Genomic DNA, 15943 nt, shown 5'->3' with positions numbered 1-15943 from the left:
TGCATAATTTGCATTCGGCACCAAAGCGCTGTGGGAGCCGGCGTTTCATCACCTGCAAGCCCGCCACCACCCCCAACACGCTATACTCCTGCTCTTTTTTCCGGAGCGACGTCATGTCCCTGCCTAGCCTGCGCCTCAAAGCCAACGCCGACCGTCGCCTGCGAAACGGCCACCTGTGGGTCTACAGCAACGAAATCGATGTAGCCGCCACACCGTTAAACGGCTTCAAGGCCGGCGATCAGGCGATCCTCGAAGCCGCCGGTGGCAAGACGCTGGGCATCGTTGCCATGAGCCCGAACAACCTCATCTGCGCCCGCCTGCTGTCGCGCGACATCAAGTTGCCGCTGGACAAGTCGTTGCTGGTGCACCGCCTGAACGTTGCCCTGTCGTTGCGCGATCGCCTGTTCGACAAGCCGTTCTATCGCCTGGTCTACGGTGATTCCGACCTGCTGCCAGGCCTGGTCGTCGACCGTTTCGGCGACATCCTGGTGGTACAGATCGCCTCCGCGACCATGGAAGCGCACAAGGAAGACGTGATTGCCGCACTGACCCAAGTGCTCAAGCCAAGCGGCATTCTGTTCAAGAACGACTCCGCCGCCCGTGATGCCGAAGGCCTCAACCGCTACGTTGAAACCGTGTTTGGCCTGGTGCCTGAGTGGGTTGCGCTGGAGGAGAACGGCGTGAAATTCGAAGCGCCGGTCATTCAAGGCCAGAAAACCGGCTGGTTCTATGACCACCGCATGAACCGTGCTCGCCTGGCGCCTTATGCCAAGGGCAAACGCGTACTCGACCTCTATAGCTACATTGGCGGCTGGGGCGTGCAAGCAGCGGCCTTCGGCGCCAGTGAAGTCTTCTGCGTCGACGCTTCGGCCTTCGCCCTCGATGGTGTCGAGCGCAACGCCGCGCTGAACGGCGTCGCCGAGAAGATGACCTGCCTCGAAGGCGATGTGTTTGATGCCCTTAAAGAACTCAAAGCCAGCGAAGAACGTTTCGACGTGATCGTGGCCGACCCGCCGGCGTTCATCAAACGCAAGAAAGACATGAAAAATGGCGAAGGCGCCTACCGCCGCCTGAACGAACAAGCCATGCGCCTGTTGACCAAGGACGGCATCCTGGTCAGCGCTTCGTGCTCGATGCACCTGCCGGAAGACGACCTGCAGAACATCCTGCTGACCAGCGCCCGTCACCTGGACCGTAACATCCAGCTGCTGGAACGCGGCGGCCAGGGTCCGGATCACCCGGTGCACCCGGCAATTGCCGAGACGCGCTACATCAAGAGCATCACCTGCCGGTTGCTGCCAAACAGCTAAACACTATCTGTAGGAGCGAGCTCGCTCACGATGGTCGTCAACGATGACGCTGGCAGCCTGACACCCCGCGGCGTCCTCTGGTTTTTCGCGAGCGAGCTCGCTCCTACAGGGTGGCCGCACGTCTCGTGAGCGCGGCCAGTGCGCGTTCTGGCATTCCCTCTCGCCGCCAGCCGTGTAGAATCGCCTCATTCATCGCCAGTCATCCCCCGGCGGGTTTATGAGCTCAAGCTGAAGCGCGCGGCGATCCCGCAAAGTTATCGGCAACTTCCGGACACACGGCCATTTCTGAGTGTTCCAGACGTCAATAGAAGCTCACTTCCCCTTTGATACCTGATTAGCCGCCCGGAGTGCTTCATGCCTGATTACCGCTCGAAAACATCCACCCACGGCCGCAACATGGCCGGCGCCCGCGCACTGTGGCGCGCCACGGGGATGAAAGATGACGACTTCAAAAAGCCGATCATCGCCATTGCCAACTCCTTCACCCAGTTCGTACCGGGCCACGTCCACCTCAAGGACCTGGGCCAACTGGTCGCCCGTGAAATCGAACGCGCTGGCGGCGTGGCAAAAGAATTCAACACCATCGCCGTGGATGACGGCATCGCCATGGGCCATGACGGCATGCTGTATTCGCTGCCGAGCCGCGAGATCATCGCCGACTCCGTCGAGTACATGGTCAACGCCCACTGCGCCGATGCCATCGTCTGCATTTCCAACTGCGACAAGATCACCCCTGGCATGCTGATGGCCTCCCTGCGCCTGAACATCCCGGTGATTTTCGTTTCTGGCGGCCCGATGGAAGCCGGCAAGACCAAACTCGCCTCCCATGGCCTCGACCTGGTCGATGCCATGGTGATCGCCGCCGACTCCAGCGCTTCTGACGAGAAAGTCGCTGAGTACGAGCGCAGCGCCTGCCCGACCTGCGGTTCGTGCTCCGGCATGTTCACCGCCAACTCGATGAACTGCCTGGTCGAAGCCCTCGGCCTGGCGTTGCCGGGTAACGGTTCGACCCTGGCGACCCACAGCGACCGCGAACAGCTGTTCCTGCAGGCCGGCCGCACCATCGTCGAGCTGTGCAAGCGTTACTACGGCGAGAACGATGAGTCGGTACTGCCGCGCAATATCGCCAACTTCAAGGCGTTCGAAAACGCCATGACCCTGGACATCGCCATGGGCGGTTCCACCAACACCATCCTGCACTTGCTGGCCGCCGCCCAGGAAGCCGAGATGGAGTTCGACTTGCGCGACATCGACCGCCTGTCCCGATTCGTGCCGCAACTGTGCAAAGTCGCACCGAACATCCAGAAGTACCACATGGAAGACGTGCACCGCGCCGGCGGGATCTTCAGCATCCTCGGCTCGCTGGCCCGTGGCGGCCTGTTGCACACCGACCTGCCGACCGTGCACAGCAAAACCCTGGCCGAAGGCATCGCCAAGTGGGACATCACCCAGACCGACGATGAAGCCGTGCATCATTTCTTCAAAGCCGGCCCGGCGGGCATCCCGACGCAAACCGCATTCAGCCAGTCGACCCGTTGGGAAACCCTGGACGACGACCGTGAAAACGGCTGCATCCGCAGTGTTGAGCATGCGTATTCGAAAGAAGGCGGCCTGGCCGTTCTGTACGGCAACATCGCGCTGGACGGTTGCGTGGTGAAAACCGCCGGCGTCGATGAATCGATCCACGTGTTTGAAGGCAATGCGAAGATCTTCGAGAGCCAGGACAGCGCCGTACGCGGCATCCTCGCTGACGAAGTGAAGGCCGGCGACATCGTGATCATCCGTTACGAAGGCCCCAAAGGCGGCCCGGGCATGCAGGAAATGCTCTACCCGACGTCGTACCTGAAATCCAAAGGCCTGGGCAAAGCCTGTGCCCTGCTCACCGACGGTCGTTTCTCCGGCGGCACCTCGGGCCTGTCCATCGGCCACGCTTCGCCGGAAGCGGCAGCCGGTGGTGCGATTGGTCTGGTGCAGGACGGCGACAAGGTGCTGATCGACATTCCGAACCGTTCGATCAACCTGTTGATCAGCGATGAAGAAATGGCCGGCCGGCGTGCCGAGCAGGATCAGAAAGGCTGGAAGCCTGTGGAAAAACGTCCACGCAAGGTGACCACTGCCCTGAAGGCCTATGCCCTGCTGGCAACCAGCGCCGACAAGGGCGCGGTGCGTAACAAGGCGATGCTCGACGGGCTGTAAGGCTTAACCGTCGAACAAAACAATGCCCCGCCAAGCGCGGGGCATTGTTGTTTCAGAAGATCCCCCGTAGGAGCTGCCGGAGGCTGCGATCTTTTGATCTTTCTTGGACGCGACCTCTGAAGATCAAAAGATCGCAGCCTTCGGCAGCTCCTACAGGGATCGACAAATCTGGGATTATTGGATTTCTTCAGGCTTCACGATCACCCAGTTCTTGTCTGCCGTCACCGGCAATCCTTCCTCGGCCTGAGCCGCTGCATGCTTGGCCATCATGCCGTTTATCTGGGTCATGTATTTGTCCTTGCGGTTGATCCACAAGTGAATACCGCCCTTGGCCACGTCGACGCTGTGAAACAGCATGAAACCATCGCTGGTTGGCGTATCGCCGCCGACCAGCACCGGTTTTTTCCACTCGTCGATGTAAGTCAGGATCGCCGCCTGCTTGCCCGCCATCCAGGTCGCCGGGGTCCACAGGTACGGGGTCAACTCCAGGCCCAGGTTGGCCTTCTCGTCATACTTGCCGGCAGTAATCTGCTTGCGTGCAGTGGTCAGTTCGCCGGTCTTGGTGTCCTTGAGCAGCAGGCTCACGCCGATCACGTTCTGCGGCTTGACGTTGTAGCCGTACTGCGGATCTGACGCCACCATGCGCACCAGCTCTTCCGATGCGGCAGTCATCACGTAGACCTCGATGCCGTTTTCCATCAGCTTGTTATAGAGCTCTTTTTGCCCAGTGAAGATTTTCGGCGGGTTAACGTCGAGTTTCTTCACCACGTCGCCTTCGTAGTAAGTGGCTGGCACCGGTTTGCCTGATGCCATCAACTCATCGACATAACCCTTGAGCTCTTTGAGCGTAAACCCGGAAAACACCTGCGCGACCCATGGATAGCAGACCATGTCGTCGAGTTCGCAAAGGCGATAGTAATAACTGAAGAGGCTTTCCTTGTGCTCGGCGGTGTCTTTGAACGGAATCAGCTTCAGGGAGGGATCAAGCTTCTCGCGGGTGATCAGGCCTTTGTTCTCCATGAACGGCAGCAACGACTCTTCCAGGTCATAGCGGTAACTGGTGTTGTCCATGTCAAACACCGCGTAATTACCCTTGTTGGCGTTGGCCGCGATCATCGCGTCCAACGCCTTGGCCTGATCGGCTGGCCAATGTTTCAGATCCGTGGCGAAGGCCTGGCCAGCAAGGCCCAGGCAGAGTGCTGCGAGCAAAAATTTCGGAGCAAGCTTCATCGTAGTTCTCCCTGATTCAAAGAGCTCGACGCTATCAAATAAGTGTGACATTCCCCGCCCGCCTGCGACCGTTCACGTCTCCATTGCGCCAACTGCATTCCCGGAAGCGACATGCGCTTATTCCGAAAACGACAGTTATCATGCGTTTTTGATATTAATTCATTAGTTTTCAAGCTGTTAGGCTTGCCGGTTCGCAGCTGCCCCGCAAGGCAGCGGGCACAAGTCTTTCTCGGAGTTTTCATGAATCTGCCGCTGATCCTCAATCTGCTGGTGTTCCTGGCCTTGCTGTTCGGCTTGGCACAAACCCGCCACTCCAACTGGAGCCTGGCGAAAAAGGTCCTGCTTGCGCTGGTACTGAGCGTGGCGTTTGGCGTAGCTCTGCACACCATTTATGGCGCGGGCAACCCGGTGCTGAAGGCGTCGATCGGCTGGTTCGACCTGGTGGGTAACGGTTACGTACAACTGCTGCAGATGATCGTGATCCCGCTGGTGTTCGCCTCCATCCTCAGCGCAGTGGCGCGGCTGCACAACGCCTCGTCACTGGGCAAAATAAGCTTCCTGACCATTGGTACGCTGCTGTTCACCACGGCCATCGCCGCGCTTGTCGGTATCGGCCTCACCAACCTGTTCGGCCTGACCGCTGAGGGCCTGGTCGCAGGCACCCAGGAAATGGCCCGCCTGCAGACCATCCAGACCGACTACGCCGGTAAGGTCGCCGACCTGAATGTGCCGCAGTTGCTGCTGTCGTTCATCCCGCAAAACCCGTTCGCTGACCTCGCGCGCGCCAAGCCGACGTCGATCATCAGCGTGGTGATCTTCGCGGCCTTCCTAGGGGTTGCGGCCTTGCAACTGCTCAAGGATGACGTCGAGAAAGGTCAGAAAGTGATCAACGCTATCGACACCCTGCAAGCCTGGGTAATGCGCCTGGTGCGTCTGGTCATGAAGTTGACCCCCTACGGCGTGTTGGCCCTGATGACCAAGGTGGTCGCCGGTTCCAATCTGCAAGACATCATCAAGCTGGGCAGTTTTGTGGTGGTGTCCTACATCGGCCTGGGCTTGATGTTTGTGGTGCATGGCGTGCTGGTGTCGGCGGCCGGGATCAACCCGCTGCGTTTCTTCCGCAAGATCTGGCCGGTGCTGACGTTTGCCTTCACCAGCCGCTCGAGCGCCGCGACCATTCCGCTGAGCATCGAAGCCCAGACCAGCCGACTGGGTATCCCGCAGTCCATCGCCAGCTTCGCCGCCTCGTTTGGCGCGACCATCGGCCAGAATGGCTGTGCCGGCCTGTACCCGGCAATGCTGGCGGTGATGGTTGCACCGACCGTGGGCATCAACCCGCTGGACCCGCTATGGATCGCGACGTTGGTGGCGATTGTTACCTTGAGTTCGGCTGGGGTGGCCGGCGTCGGCGGTGGCGCGACCTTTGCCGCGTTGATCGTGTTGCCGGCAATGGGCTTGCCAGTGTCACTGGTGGCTTTGCTGATTTCGGTTGAGCCGCTGATCGACATGGGTCGCACCGCGTTGAACGTGAGCGGTTCGATTGCAGCTGGTGCGGTGACCAGCCAGATCATGCAGCAGACGGATAAGCAGTTGCTGGACGCGGATGAGCATGCGGAGTTGGCGCACGCTTAAGTTCTTTAGCGTCTGATCTGGCCTCATCGCCAGCAGGCTGGCTCCCACAGGGATTTTGGGTGTTCACACAATCTGTGTTTCACCTCAAACCCACTGTGGGAGCCAGCCTGCTGGCGATGTTTTTAGGCCTTTTCCCAAACTTCAAAGTTGTACGCTGGTTTGTCGCCTTCAGCTGGATTCGAGGTGTTGGACACCAATGTCCACTGCATCAAATCAAACTCCGGAAACCAGGCATCCCCCTCGGGGCTCAGCGCCACACGGGTCAGGTACAGGCGATCCGCCTGCGCCATGCCTTGCGCATACAGCTGCGCCCCGCCAATCAACATCACCTCATCGACACCCTGCTGGTTCGCCCATTCCTGCGCCCGAACCACTGCGGACTCCAGCGACGGATAAACCTCGGCGCCGTCCAGCTGCAGACCGGCCTGGCGACTGACGACGATATTCAATCGTCCCGGCAGCGGGCGACCCAGGGAATCCCAGGTCTTGCGACCCATGATGATCGGCTTGCCCAGGGTGGTGGCCTTGAAGTACTTGAAGTCCCCCGGCAAGTGCCAGGGCATGCTGTTGTCGATGCCGATCACACGGTTTTCACCGAGGGCTGCGATCAGGCTGAGGGGGAGTGATTTAGTCATGTCGGCGAGGATACCAGAGCCTCAACTTCTCGCAACGCAGGCCCCCGACAAGCGCTGCAGCGGTTATGCTCACGGCTCAATTAAGCGACGGGATGCCGCGTGACTGAACTGACTAACCTCTGGCTGACTGAAACCATCCGCCTGCGCGAAGAACATGCCGGGGCCCTGGACGATCTTGAAGCCAATCGAATAGCCCGCAGCGAAGGCGGCGACCTGCCGACACGGATTCAACGCCGGGCCCTGTGGCTGGCGGAACGTGACGGGCTGAGCAGCGCCCTCAGCCATTGGCTGCAAGGTGCGCGACTGGCGCTGATTGTCCTGGCGGCACTGGCAGTGATCAGCGGCGCCGGCCTGGCGTTTGCCGCGCTGAGCGACGGGAAGATGCCGGTCAATGTGTTCTGGGCCTTGGGCAGCCTGCTCGGGCTCAATCTGATTTTGCTGCTGAGCTGGGCCCTGGGCCTGATGTTCGCCGGCGAACACGGCGCCAGTCTCGGTCGTTTGTGGCTGTGGCTCAGCGAAAAACTCGCCCGGGACGCCAAGGCCGCGCAACTGCCGCCCGCGCTGCTGCTGTTGCTGCAACGACACAAGCTCAATCGCTGGGCGATCGGCTTGCTGGTCAACGGCCTCTGGTTGCTGGCGATGCTTAGCGCACTGGTGATGCTGCTGACCCTGATGGCCACCCGGCGTTACGGCTTCGTCTGGGAGACCACCCTGCTTGGCGCCGACACCTTCGTCGCCTTGACTCAAACCCTGGGTGCCCTGCCTGCCTTGCTTGGCTTCAACATACCCACGGTCGAGATGATCCGCGCCAGTGGCGATGCGGCGCTGAACATCGAAAGCGCCCGGCAAGCCTGGGCCACCTGGCTGGTGGGCGTGCTGGTGGTCTACGGGGTCGTTCCACGCCTGCTCCTGGCGTTGTTCTGCCTATGGCGCTGGAAAACCGGCCAGGCAAAATTGCATCTGGACCTCAACCTGGCCGGCTATGCGCAACTTCGCGAAAGGCTGATGCCCAGCAGCGAACGACTGGGCATCAGCGATGCTGCGCCCGAGCGGTTGCATCGGGTGCAAAGCAGCACCAGCGACTTGCAAAGCGAGGGCGCGCTACTGGTCGCTATCGAGCTGGACGATCAACGCCCGTGGCCGCCGCAGTTGCCGAAGAATGTCAGCAACGCGGGGATTCTCGACAGTCGTGAATCGCGCCACAAACTGCTCGAACAGCTCAGTCGGTTTCCCCCCGCGCGCCTGGCCATCGCCTGCGATCCACGCCGCTCGCCGGATCGCGGCAGCCTGGCGCTCATCGCCGAACTGGCTCGCAACGCCAGCGCCACACGTGTCTGGCTGCTGCAGGCCCCACCCGGCGAGGCCCTGGATGCCGAGCGCCTGGGCGATTGGCATGTGGCGCTGCAACAGCTGGAACTGCCGTTCGCCGACAGCGCGCCATTGAACTGGCTGGAGAACGGTCATGACTGATTCACGAAAAAACCCGCTGAAACTCGCGGTGGTGGGTCACACCAACGTCGGCAAAACCTCGTTGCTGCGAACCCTGACCCGGGATGTCGGATTCGGCGAAGTGTCTCATCGGCCCAGCACCACCCGCCATGTCGAAGGTGCGCGCCTGTCGGTGGACGGCGAGCCGTTGCTTGACCTGTTCGACACTCCGGGCCTGGAAGATGCCATCGCCCTGCTCGATTATCTCGAGCGCCTGGAGCGCCCCGGCGAGCGCCTCGACGGCCCGGCACGCCTGGCCCGATTCCTTGAGGGCAGCGAGGCCCGGCAGCGTTTCGAGCAGGAAGCCAAGGTACTGCGCCAGTTGCTCACCTGTGATGCCGGCCTTTATGTCATCGATGCCCGCGAACCGGTGTTATCCAAATACCGCGACGAGCTCGAAGTGCTGGCCAGTTGCGGCAAACCCCTGCTGCCGGTGCTGAACTTCGTCAGCAGCGCCAACCATCGTGAACCGGATTGGCGCGAAGCATTGGCGCGGCTGGGTCTGCATGCCCTGGTACGCTTCGACAGCGTCGCCCCGCCGGAAGATGGCGAACGTCGACTGTATGAAAGCCTGGCACTGCTGCTGGAGAACGCCCGGCCGCAGCTGGAACGCCTGATCGCCGATCAGCAAGCCCAGCGCCTGGCCCGCCAGCATAGCGCCGCGCGGTTGATAGCCGAATTGTTGATCGACTGCGCCGCGTGTCGACGCAGCGTCGCCGCCGAGGCCGAGCAGGAACAGCAGGCGATCAGCGAACTGCGCAAGGCCGTGCGCCAGCGGGAACAGCGGTGCGTCGAAGCCTTGCTCAAACTCTACGCTTTCCGCCCGCAAGATGCCGCCGCCAGCGACTTGCCGTTGCTTGATGGCCGCTGGGGCGATGACCTGTTCAATCCCGAGACCCTCAAGCAACTGGGCGTTCGGGTTGGCGGTGGCATCGCCGCCGGCGCAGCCGCCGGTGCCGGTGTGGATTTGCTGGTCGGTGGTCTGACGCTGGGCGCCGCGGCACTGGCCGGCGCCATTGCCGGCGGCGCCCTGCAAACCGCGCGCAGCTACGGCAGCCGCCTGCTGGGCAAGATCAAGGGCCAGCGAGAACTGACTGTCGACGACAGCGTGCTGCGGCTGTTGGCATTACGCCAGCGCCAACTGCTGCTGGCCCTGAATGCCCGCGGGCATGCAGCGCTGGAGAGCATCCAGGTCGCCACGCCACAGGACAAGACCTGGCGCGAAGGCAAGTTGCCGGAAGCACTGAACAAGGCCCGGGCCTATCCCCAGTGGTCGTCGCTCAACCCCCATGCGAAGTTGAATCAGGCGGAGCGGCAGGAGCAGATAGAGGTGCTGGCGCAGCAGCTTTAGACCTCTGGTTACTGTACAGCCCCTTTCGCGAGCAAGCCCGCTCCCACAGTGGATCGGTGTTGGACACACACTATGTGACCAACCCTGAACCAGGTGGGAGCGGGCTTGCTCAGGGCGGCGGTTCGACGAAGAAAGCAACGCGGTCCGTCTGCCCTAGATCACCAATAGCCGCAACGCCTTGGCCTTCAACACCCCCAGATCAATCACCGGAACATCCATCTCCTTGGCTAACTCATCCCACTGCCGCATGCGCAGGCTCACGGCGCACAAGGGATCACGCTCGAATGCCTCAGCTTCCTCAATGGACATCACCCCACCCTGATGCACCAGGGTCCGGCGACTGGCTTCACTCAATCGCTCGTAGTACCCAGGCTCCCTGAGGGTCAGATAACGCTTGGCCTGAACGTGATACTCGACCAGCCGCGCCAGGCGCTCGCTGAAACCTGCGCGCCGCAGATAATCGGCACCCAACTGCTCATGGCTGACCACGCCAAATCCGCCCATGTTCCTGGCGTCATCGGCAGCGCAGATATGCCCGATGTCGTGGAAGAACGCCGCCAGCACCACCTCATCGTCAAAACCTTCGGCCATGGCCAGTTCGGCGGCCTGTGACATATGCTCGATCTGCGACACCGGCTCGCCGATGTAGTCGCTGGCGCCGTAACGCTCGTACAGGGCGAAAACCTCGCCAATCACTTGCTCATTGCGCTCCATGATTATTCCCCCAGCAAGATCGCCACGTTGCGCTCAGCCATGGCCGGCCCGACGCTCATGCCGACCCCGCTGTGCATCAGCGCTGCACTCAGCCCGCCGGCAGGACGCAGGAACGAAAAGGGCGCCGGCCCACGTGAACCGTAGACGCCCTGCCAGCGCTCCACCACTTTGATCTTGCAGCCAAGCGTCTGCTCGGCCAGTTCGATCATGTAGTCATCCACCTGCTCGGCATTGAAGGGTGAGGCATCGTTGCCGTAATGGTGCGAGTCGCCAATGATCAATTCGCCGTAAGGCGTCGGGCTAATCAGCAGGTGAATGCCGTTTTCGTGCAAGTAGGGTGTTTCTCGCACAATCTGCGCCTGCACTGCCGCAGCTTCGGGCAGATCGGCAAAAGCACCGTAGTGCACGCAGCTCAGGCCGGTGAGCAGCGCATGTTGCAGGTTGAGGTTGACCTGCGGCCGCGCCCGCAGCATTTGCAGGCGACAGACTTGCGGGTTGAGCTCGGCGATGGGGCCGGCCAGCAGGGTCTGATAATCATGACCGGAGCAAACGATGATCTGCCCGGCACTGAACACCCCCGCAGTGCTGTGCACGCGGCCCGGTTCAATGTCGCGCACCAGCGTCGAAAAATGAAACTCGACGCCCAGCTCGCGGCGCAGGTAGTCGATCAATGCCGGGATCGCTTCCCGGGAATACAGTTGCTGATCCTCCAGGCCATGCAGCGCGGCCCGGTGATGGCGGAATTGACCGCCATACAAATCGCGTAGCGCTGAGCCGCGCAGCAGGTCGACGCGGTAATCGTGTTCCACCGCGCGGCCGGCGCAAAAGGCTTCGAGCAAATCCTCTTCGGCTTCCGTGCGGGCGAACAGGTACGAGCCATTGCGCTTGAGCTGCAGCCCGGCAAGTTGCGCCCATTGGCCCCAGATATCACGGCTGGCCTTGGCCAGTTCGAGCATCGGGCCGGGTGGCTGGCCGGTGACCAGGGCCTGGCCGAAGTTGCGCACCGAGGCGCCCAGGGGTGTTTCGCTGCGTTCGAAAACGCTGACCTTGAGCCCGCGCCTGGCGGCGGCGTAGGCATGGGACAGACCCAGGATGCCGGCGCCGACGATCAGTATGTCGCTGTGTTGTGTCATGGGTTTTGTCCTGAATTCGAAGCAGCCTTCGCGGGCAAGCCCGCTCCCACAGGTTCATTGGTGTTCACAACATCTGTGTTCACTACAAATCCCTATTGGAGCTGGCTTGCCAGGCCCCACAGGCTCTGTGGTGTTCACTGCAGCTCCCACAGGGTTTGTAGTGAACGCCAAATTCGCGAACACCTCGAAACCTGTGGGAGCGGGCTTGCCCGCGAAGTGGCCCTGTCAGCCGATAAAGATCCTACTTGGCAGCCACTTTCTCGGACTTGCCGTCATAGCGCTTGCGCCACTCGGTCAGGATTTCGTCGCGATTCTTCGACGCCCAGGCAAAGTCGTTCTTGATCAAGCGCTGCTCGTAATCCGCCGGCAGCTCGGTCTGTGGCTTGGCGATTCCCGGCTGAGCCAGCACCGCAAAGTTCTCTTTATACAGCTCCATCGCCGCCGGACTGGCAGAGAAATCAGCCAGCTTCTTCGCCGCTTCTTCGTGCTGCGAGCCCTTGATCAGCGCGGTGGCTTCGATCTCCCAGCCAAGGCCTTCCTTCGGCAGGATGATGTCGAGCGGAGCGCCCTGGCGCTTGAGTTGAACGGCCGGGTATTCAAAGGAAATGCCGATCGGGAATTCGCCGGAGGCGGCGAGCTTGCAAGGCTTGGAGCCGGAGTGGACGTATTGCCCGATGTTCTGGTGCAGGTCGTCCATGTACTGCCAGCCCTGCTTCTCGCCGAAGGTTTGCAGCCAGGCGCTGACGTCGAGGAAACCAGTGCCGGACGACGCCGGGTTAGGCATCACGATTTTGCCTTTGTACTCAGGCTTGGTCAGGTCCTGCCAGCTTACCGGCTTGGTCAGCCCCTGTTTCTCGGCCTCGACGGTGTTGAAGCAGATGGTCGCGGCCCAGACATCCATGCCGACCCAGGCGGGTGGATTGGCGGCGTCACGGTAGTTGCCACCGATCTTGTCCAGGTCCTTGGGTGCATAGCTCTGCAGCATGCCTTGCTGGTCGAGAATCGCCAGGCTCGATGCCGCCAGGCCCCACACGGCATCAGCCTGCGGGCGGGCTTTCTCAGCCAGCAGCTTGGCGGTGATGATGCCTGTAGAGTCGCGAACCCACTTGATCCCGATGTCCGGGTTGGCTTTTTCAAATGCCTCTTTGTAAGTCTTGAGCTGTTCCGCTTCGAGCGCGGTGTACACCGTCAACTCGGTTTTCGCCGCAAAGGCGTTCAGGCTGAAAGCGGTGAGGACAGCAGCGGCCAGGGCCATAGGCTTGAACATGATGCAGCTCCTTTTATGGGGACAGATCTATTTTCCGGGCACGGTCTGCCGCCAGGCCTGGGAGCGACGCAGCAAACCGCGCGAGGCCCAGGCCAGCAGCAGGGACACGCCCGCCGAGGTGAACAGAATCAGGGTCGACATCGCGGCCGCACCGCCAACGTTACCGGCGTCATCCATGTTCAGCACCGCCACCGCCGCGAGGATGGTGTCGGGGCTGTACAGGAAGATCGCGGCCGAGACGGTGGTCATCGCCGAGACGAACAGGTAGCGCACGATGTCCAGCAGCGCGGGCAGGCAGATCGGCACGGTGACACGCAGGTAGTGCCGATACAGCGGTGCCTTGAGCGACAACGCAGCGGCTTCGAACTCGCCATCGAGTTGGCGCAGCGCTGTGGTGGCGGTCATCTGGGCGGTGGTCAAATAATGAGCAATCGTGCACACCACCAGCAGCGTCATGGACCCGTACAGCACATGCAGCGGGTTGCCAGTGAGATTGAAGAAGAAGACATAACCCAGGCCGAGCACCAGGCCGGGCACCGCCATCGGCACAAAGCTGAGCATGCGCAAGGTCAGGTTCAGGCCGCGCTGGCCCTTGGTTTTTTCCATCAGGTAGGCGCCGGTGAAGATCAGCACGCTGCCGATCAGCGCTGTGCACACGGCCATCTTCACGCTGTTGCCGTAGGCCAGCCAGCCACCACCTGCCGTGTCGTTGAACTGGTAGTGATTGAGCGACAGCGACAGGTTGTACGGCCAGAATTTCACCAGCGACGAGAACACCGCCATGCCAAATACCAGCAACAGCACCGCGCAGATCAGCATCACGATCGCCAGGTAACACCTGTCTCGCAGGGGCGATGGCAGCGGTTTGAACACTTGCGCCCTACCGCTCATGGAGTCGCCGTGACGGCGACGCAACCAGGCGTCGACACCGAAGCTGAGCAGTGCCGGCAGCAGCAGGACCATGCCGATCAACGCGCCACGGCCGAACTGTTGCTGGCCGACCACCGCCTTATAAGCTTCCAGTGCCAGCACTTGATAATCGCCGCCGACCACCACGGGCACGCCAAAGTCGGTAATGGTCAGGGTGAACACCAGGCAGAACGCCGCGAACACGGCCTGACGCGTCGCCGGCCAGGTGATGCTGCGAAAAGCTTTCGCCGGACTGGCGCCCATGCTGGAAGCCGCGTCGAACAGGCGCGCATCTGCCAATGACAGCGCTGACAGCAGGATCATCAAGGCATGCGGGAAGGTGTAGATGACCTCGCCCAGAACAATGCCCCAGAAACCGTAGATGTTGTCCGAGAGCAGGCCGCGCAACATGCCCTGGTTGCCGAACAGATAGACCAGGGCGATTCCCGGCAGCATTGAGGGCGCCATCAGCGGCAACAGGGAAATACCGCGCCAGACGCCTTTGCCTGGAATCAGCGTTCGTTGCAGCGCGTAGGCAAAGAGGTAGGCCAGCGGGACGACAATAGCCGCTACGCTGAGGGAAACTTTCAGGCTGTTGCCCAACAGCCAGTGGAAGTTCGCACTGGTTACCAACTCCCGGGCGGCGACCAGGCCACCGCCCTGCCCGGCCTCGGCGCTGAACCCGCGCCAGAAGATCGCCAGCAACGGCAGCAATACCGCGACGCCGAGCAATACCAGCAAAACCACTTTGCCGCCGACCACGAACAGCCTATCGCCAATCTCGGCCCGGGAAGTCTGCCGCACCTGCTTGCGCGGCATCGGCAGGGCGATGTTCGCGCTCATCAGGCGAATACCTGCAGGCTGCGCGGTGGCAAAGCCACCATGATCTGCTGCGCGCCAAGACGCGGCATGGCTTCAGGCGCCAGCTCGGCGAGCAGCGCATGGCCAGGCAATTGGTCGAGTTCGAAACTCATGCGGCAGCGGTTGCCGAGGAAAGTGATCTCGCGAACCTTGGCCGGGAACAGGTTTTCCTCATGCACCGTCGGGTTGACGCAGATGGCTTCAGGTCGGCAGAACAAGCGCCCCGATGCGGTTTTCGCGCCCCCCTCCGCCAGGCGCATGTTCATCCCGCCCACCTGGGCATGACTGCCATTGCTGCGGCTGAACGGCAGCCAGTTGCCTTGGCCGACGAACTCGGCGACAAAGGGAGTCGCCGGACGGTCGTAGATTTCCTGCGCGGTAGCGTACTGCTCGACCTTGCCGTTGTTCATCACGGCGATGCGGTCGGCCATCAGCATGGCCTCGTCCTGGTTGTGCGTGACCATCAGGGTGGTAATGCCCAGGTTGCGCTGCAGCTGGCGCAGCTCGGTGCACAGATGCTCGCGAACCCGGGCGTCGAGGGCCGACATCGGCTCATCGAGCAGCAACAGCGACGGTGCCGGCGCCAATGCCCGCGCCAGGGCGACGCGTTGCTGCTGGCCGCCGGACAGTTGCCCGGGGTACTTTTTTTCACTGCCGATCAGGCCCACCAGCTCCAGCATCTGCCCCACACGCTTACGCACTTCATCGCGACCACTGCCGGCTAGGCCATAGGCGATGTTTGCCTCGACGGTGAGATTGGGGAACAAGGCGTAGGACTGGAACAGAATGCCGTAGTCCCTGGCCTGGGGCGCCAGGTGGGAAACGTCGCGATCGCCCAGGTACAGCTCGCCGCTGTCCTGTTTCTCCAGGCCGGCGCTGCAGCGTAGCAAAGTAGTCTTGCCGCAGCCCGACGGACCGAGCAGGCAAACCAGCTCGCCGGCTGCCACGTCGAGGGAAACGTTATCCAGCGCAGTGAACGCGCCAAAGCGTTTCTGCACGCCGCGCACTTTCATCGGGGCGCCGGGGTTGGTCAGGGCAGTTGCGATCGAGTGGTTCATGGACAGACCTCATAAAGCAGATGAGAGCCATCCTAGTGTGCTGTCTCTGAAATAAGTTTCTAACCTGAGCTATGCTTATGTGGTCAGTCAGTGCTTGGAGTGATCACATGAACTCTCAGGACATCGTGCTCAGTGAAGACGAACAAATTGAACTGAGTC

12 protein-coding genes are annotated in these 15943 nt (G+C 61.5%); 5 read left to right on the top strand and 7 right to left on the bottom strand.

Translation table 11 applies throughout. The annotated features are described in order from the left end of the window. The first annotated feature begins 113 nt into the window (after positions 1-113). Together IMW75_RS05205 and ilvD are read left to right on the top strand one after the other, a co-directional pair. Positions 114-1310 carry a class I SAM-dependent rRNA methyltransferase gene (locus IMW75_RS05205; protein ID WP_205892043.1) on the top strand — a complete coding sequence of 399 codons (1197 nt, stop codon included), beginning with the start codon at positions 114-116 and terminating at the stop codon, positions 1308-1310. A 354-nt stretch (positions 1311-1664) separates the two neighbouring features. Beyond that, positions 1665-3506 (top strand): dihydroxy-acid dehydratase, encoded by a 1842-nt coding sequence (gene ilvD / locus IMW75_RS05200; RefSeq protein WP_045059795.1) that lies wholly within the window; start codon positions 1665-1667, stop codon positions 3504-3506. A gap of 174 nt (positions 3507-3680) precedes the next feature. Here ilvD and IMW75_RS05195 read toward each other — a convergent pair whose 3' ends face one another. Next, complete coding sequence (locus IMW75_RS05195) at positions 3681-4736, bottom strand: HAD family hydrolase (RefSeq protein WP_205892042.1); 1056 nt, start codon at positions 4734-4736, stop codon at positions 3681-3683. Between the two features lie 240 nt (positions 4737-4976). On the opposite strand from IMW75_RS05195, the gene IMW75_RS05190 reads away from it, so the two are divergent. Further along, positions 4977-6368, top strand: coding sequence for an L-cystine transporter (locus IMW75_RS05190; RefSeq protein WP_205892041.1), 1392 nt, complete (start codon positions 4977-4979; stop codon positions 6366-6368). Positions 6369-6490: 122 nt separating this feature from the next. On the opposite strand, the gene IMW75_RS05185 is transcribed toward IMW75_RS05190, so the two are convergent. Beyond that, positions 6491-7003: a dihydrofolate reductase gene (locus tag IMW75_RS05185; protein ID WP_045059792.1), complete on the bottom strand. Its 513-nt coding sequence runs from the start codon at positions 7001-7003 to the stop codon at positions 6491-6493. 99 nt (positions 7004-7102) lie between these two features. Between IMW75_RS05185 and IMW75_RS05180 the strand changes: the two genes are divergently transcribed. Together IMW75_RS05180 and IMW75_RS05175 are read left to right on the top strand one after the other, a co-directional pair. After that, the gene (locus IMW75_RS05180) at positions 7103-8473 is read left to right on the top strand and encodes a DUF2868 domain-containing protein (RefSeq protein ID WP_205892040.1); all 1371 of its coding nucleotides are present in this window, start codon (positions 7103-7105) and stop codon (positions 8471-8473) included. Continuing rightward, entirely contained in the window at positions 8466-9842 is a 1377-nt protein-coding gene (locus tag IMW75_RS05175; RefSeq protein WP_045059790.1) for a GTPase/DUF3482 domain-containing protein, read from the top strand. The genes IMW75_RS05180 and IMW75_RS05175 overlap by 8 nt, the downstream gene beginning before the upstream one ends. A gap of 153 nt (positions 9843-9995) precedes the next feature. Here IMW75_RS05175 and IMW75_RS05170 read toward each other — a convergent pair whose 3' ends face one another. The 5 genes from IMW75_RS05170 to IMW75_RS05150 form a co-directional block, all read right to left on the bottom strand. Beyond that, positions 9996-10556: a phosphonate degradation HD-domain oxygenase gene (locus IMW75_RS05170; RefSeq protein ID WP_205892039.1), complete on the bottom strand. Its 561-nt coding sequence runs from the start codon at positions 10554-10556 to the stop codon at positions 9996-9998. A 2-nt stretch (positions 10557-10558) separates the two neighbouring features. Next, entirely contained in the window at positions 10559-11689 is a 1131-nt protein-coding gene (locus IMW75_RS05165; RefSeq protein WP_205892038.1) for a TIGR03364 family FAD-dependent oxidoreductase, read from the bottom strand. A 241-nt stretch (positions 11690-11930) separates the two neighbouring features. Further along, positions 11931-12956, bottom strand: coding sequence for a putative 2-aminoethylphosphonate ABC transporter substrate-binding protein (locus IMW75_RS05160; RefSeq protein WP_045059787.1), 1026 nt, complete (start codon positions 12954-12956; stop codon positions 11931-11933). 27 nt (positions 12957-12983) lie between these two features. Next, on the bottom strand, positions 12984-14708 hold the full coding sequence (locus IMW75_RS05155; RefSeq protein ID WP_205892037.1) for a putative 2-aminoethylphosphonate ABC transporter permease subunit: 1725 nt from the start codon (positions 14706-14708) through the stop codon (positions 12984-12986). Further along, positions 14708-15784: a putative 2-aminoethylphosphonate ABC transporter ATP-binding protein gene (locus tag IMW75_RS05150; protein ID WP_205892036.1), complete on the bottom strand. Its 1077-nt coding sequence runs from the start codon at positions 15782-15784 to the stop codon at positions 14708-14710. The genes IMW75_RS05155 and IMW75_RS05150 overlap by 1 nt, the downstream gene beginning before the upstream one ends. Between the last annotated feature and the right edge of the window lie 159 nt (positions 15785-15943).

The sequence above is a fragment of the Pseudomonas gregormendelii genome (assembly GCF_017114825.1).
Classification (GTDB): domain Bacteria; phylum Pseudomonadota; class Gammaproteobacteria; order Pseudomonadales; family Pseudomonadaceae; genus Aquipseudomonas; species Aquipseudomonas gregormendelii.
This window is presented reverse-complemented; position numbering and strand designations above follow the sequence as displayed.

Coding starts and splice junctions, on each gene's coding strand:
- IMW75_RS05165 (WP_205892038.1), bottom strand. CDS start 11,689: ATGACACAACACAGCGACATACTGATCGTCGGCGCCGGCATCCTGGGT.
- IMW75_RS05205 (WP_205892043.1), top strand. CDS start 114: ATGTCCCTGCCTAGCCTGCGCCTCAAAGCCAACGCCGACCGTCGCCTG.
- IMW75_RS05190 (WP_205892041.1), top strand. CDS start 4,977: ATGAATCTGCCGCTGATCCTCAATCTGCTGGTGTTCCTGGCCTTGCTG.
- IMW75_RS05185 (WP_045059792.1), bottom strand. CDS start 7,003: ATGACTAAATCACTCCCCCTCAGCCTGATCGCAGCCCTCGGTGAAAAC.
- IMW75_RS05195 (WP_205892042.1), bottom strand. CDS start 4,736: ATGAAGCTTGCTCCGAAATTTTTGCTCGCAGCACTCTGCCTGGGCCTT.
- ilvD (WP_045059795.1), top strand. CDS start 1,665: ATGCCTGATTACCGCTCGAAAACATCCACCCACGGCCGCAACATGGCC.
- IMW75_RS05150 (WP_205892036.1), bottom strand. CDS start 15,784: ATGAACCACTCGATCGCAACTGCCCTGACCAACCCCGGCGCCCCGATG.
- IMW75_RS05155 (WP_205892037.1), bottom strand. CDS start 14,708: ATGAGCGCGAACATCGCCCTGCCGATGCCGCGCAAGCAGGTGCGGCAG.
- IMW75_RS05175 (WP_045059790.1), top strand. CDS start 8,466: ATGACTGATTCACGAAAAAACCCGCTGAAACTCGCGGTGGTGGGTCAC.
- IMW75_RS05170 (WP_205892039.1), bottom strand. CDS start 10,556: ATGGAGCGCAATGAGCAAGTGATTGGCGAGGTTTTCGCCCTGTACGAG.
- IMW75_RS05160 (WP_045059787.1), bottom strand. CDS start 12,956: ATGTTCAAGCCTATGGCCCTGGCCGCTGCTGTCCTCACCGCTTTCAGC.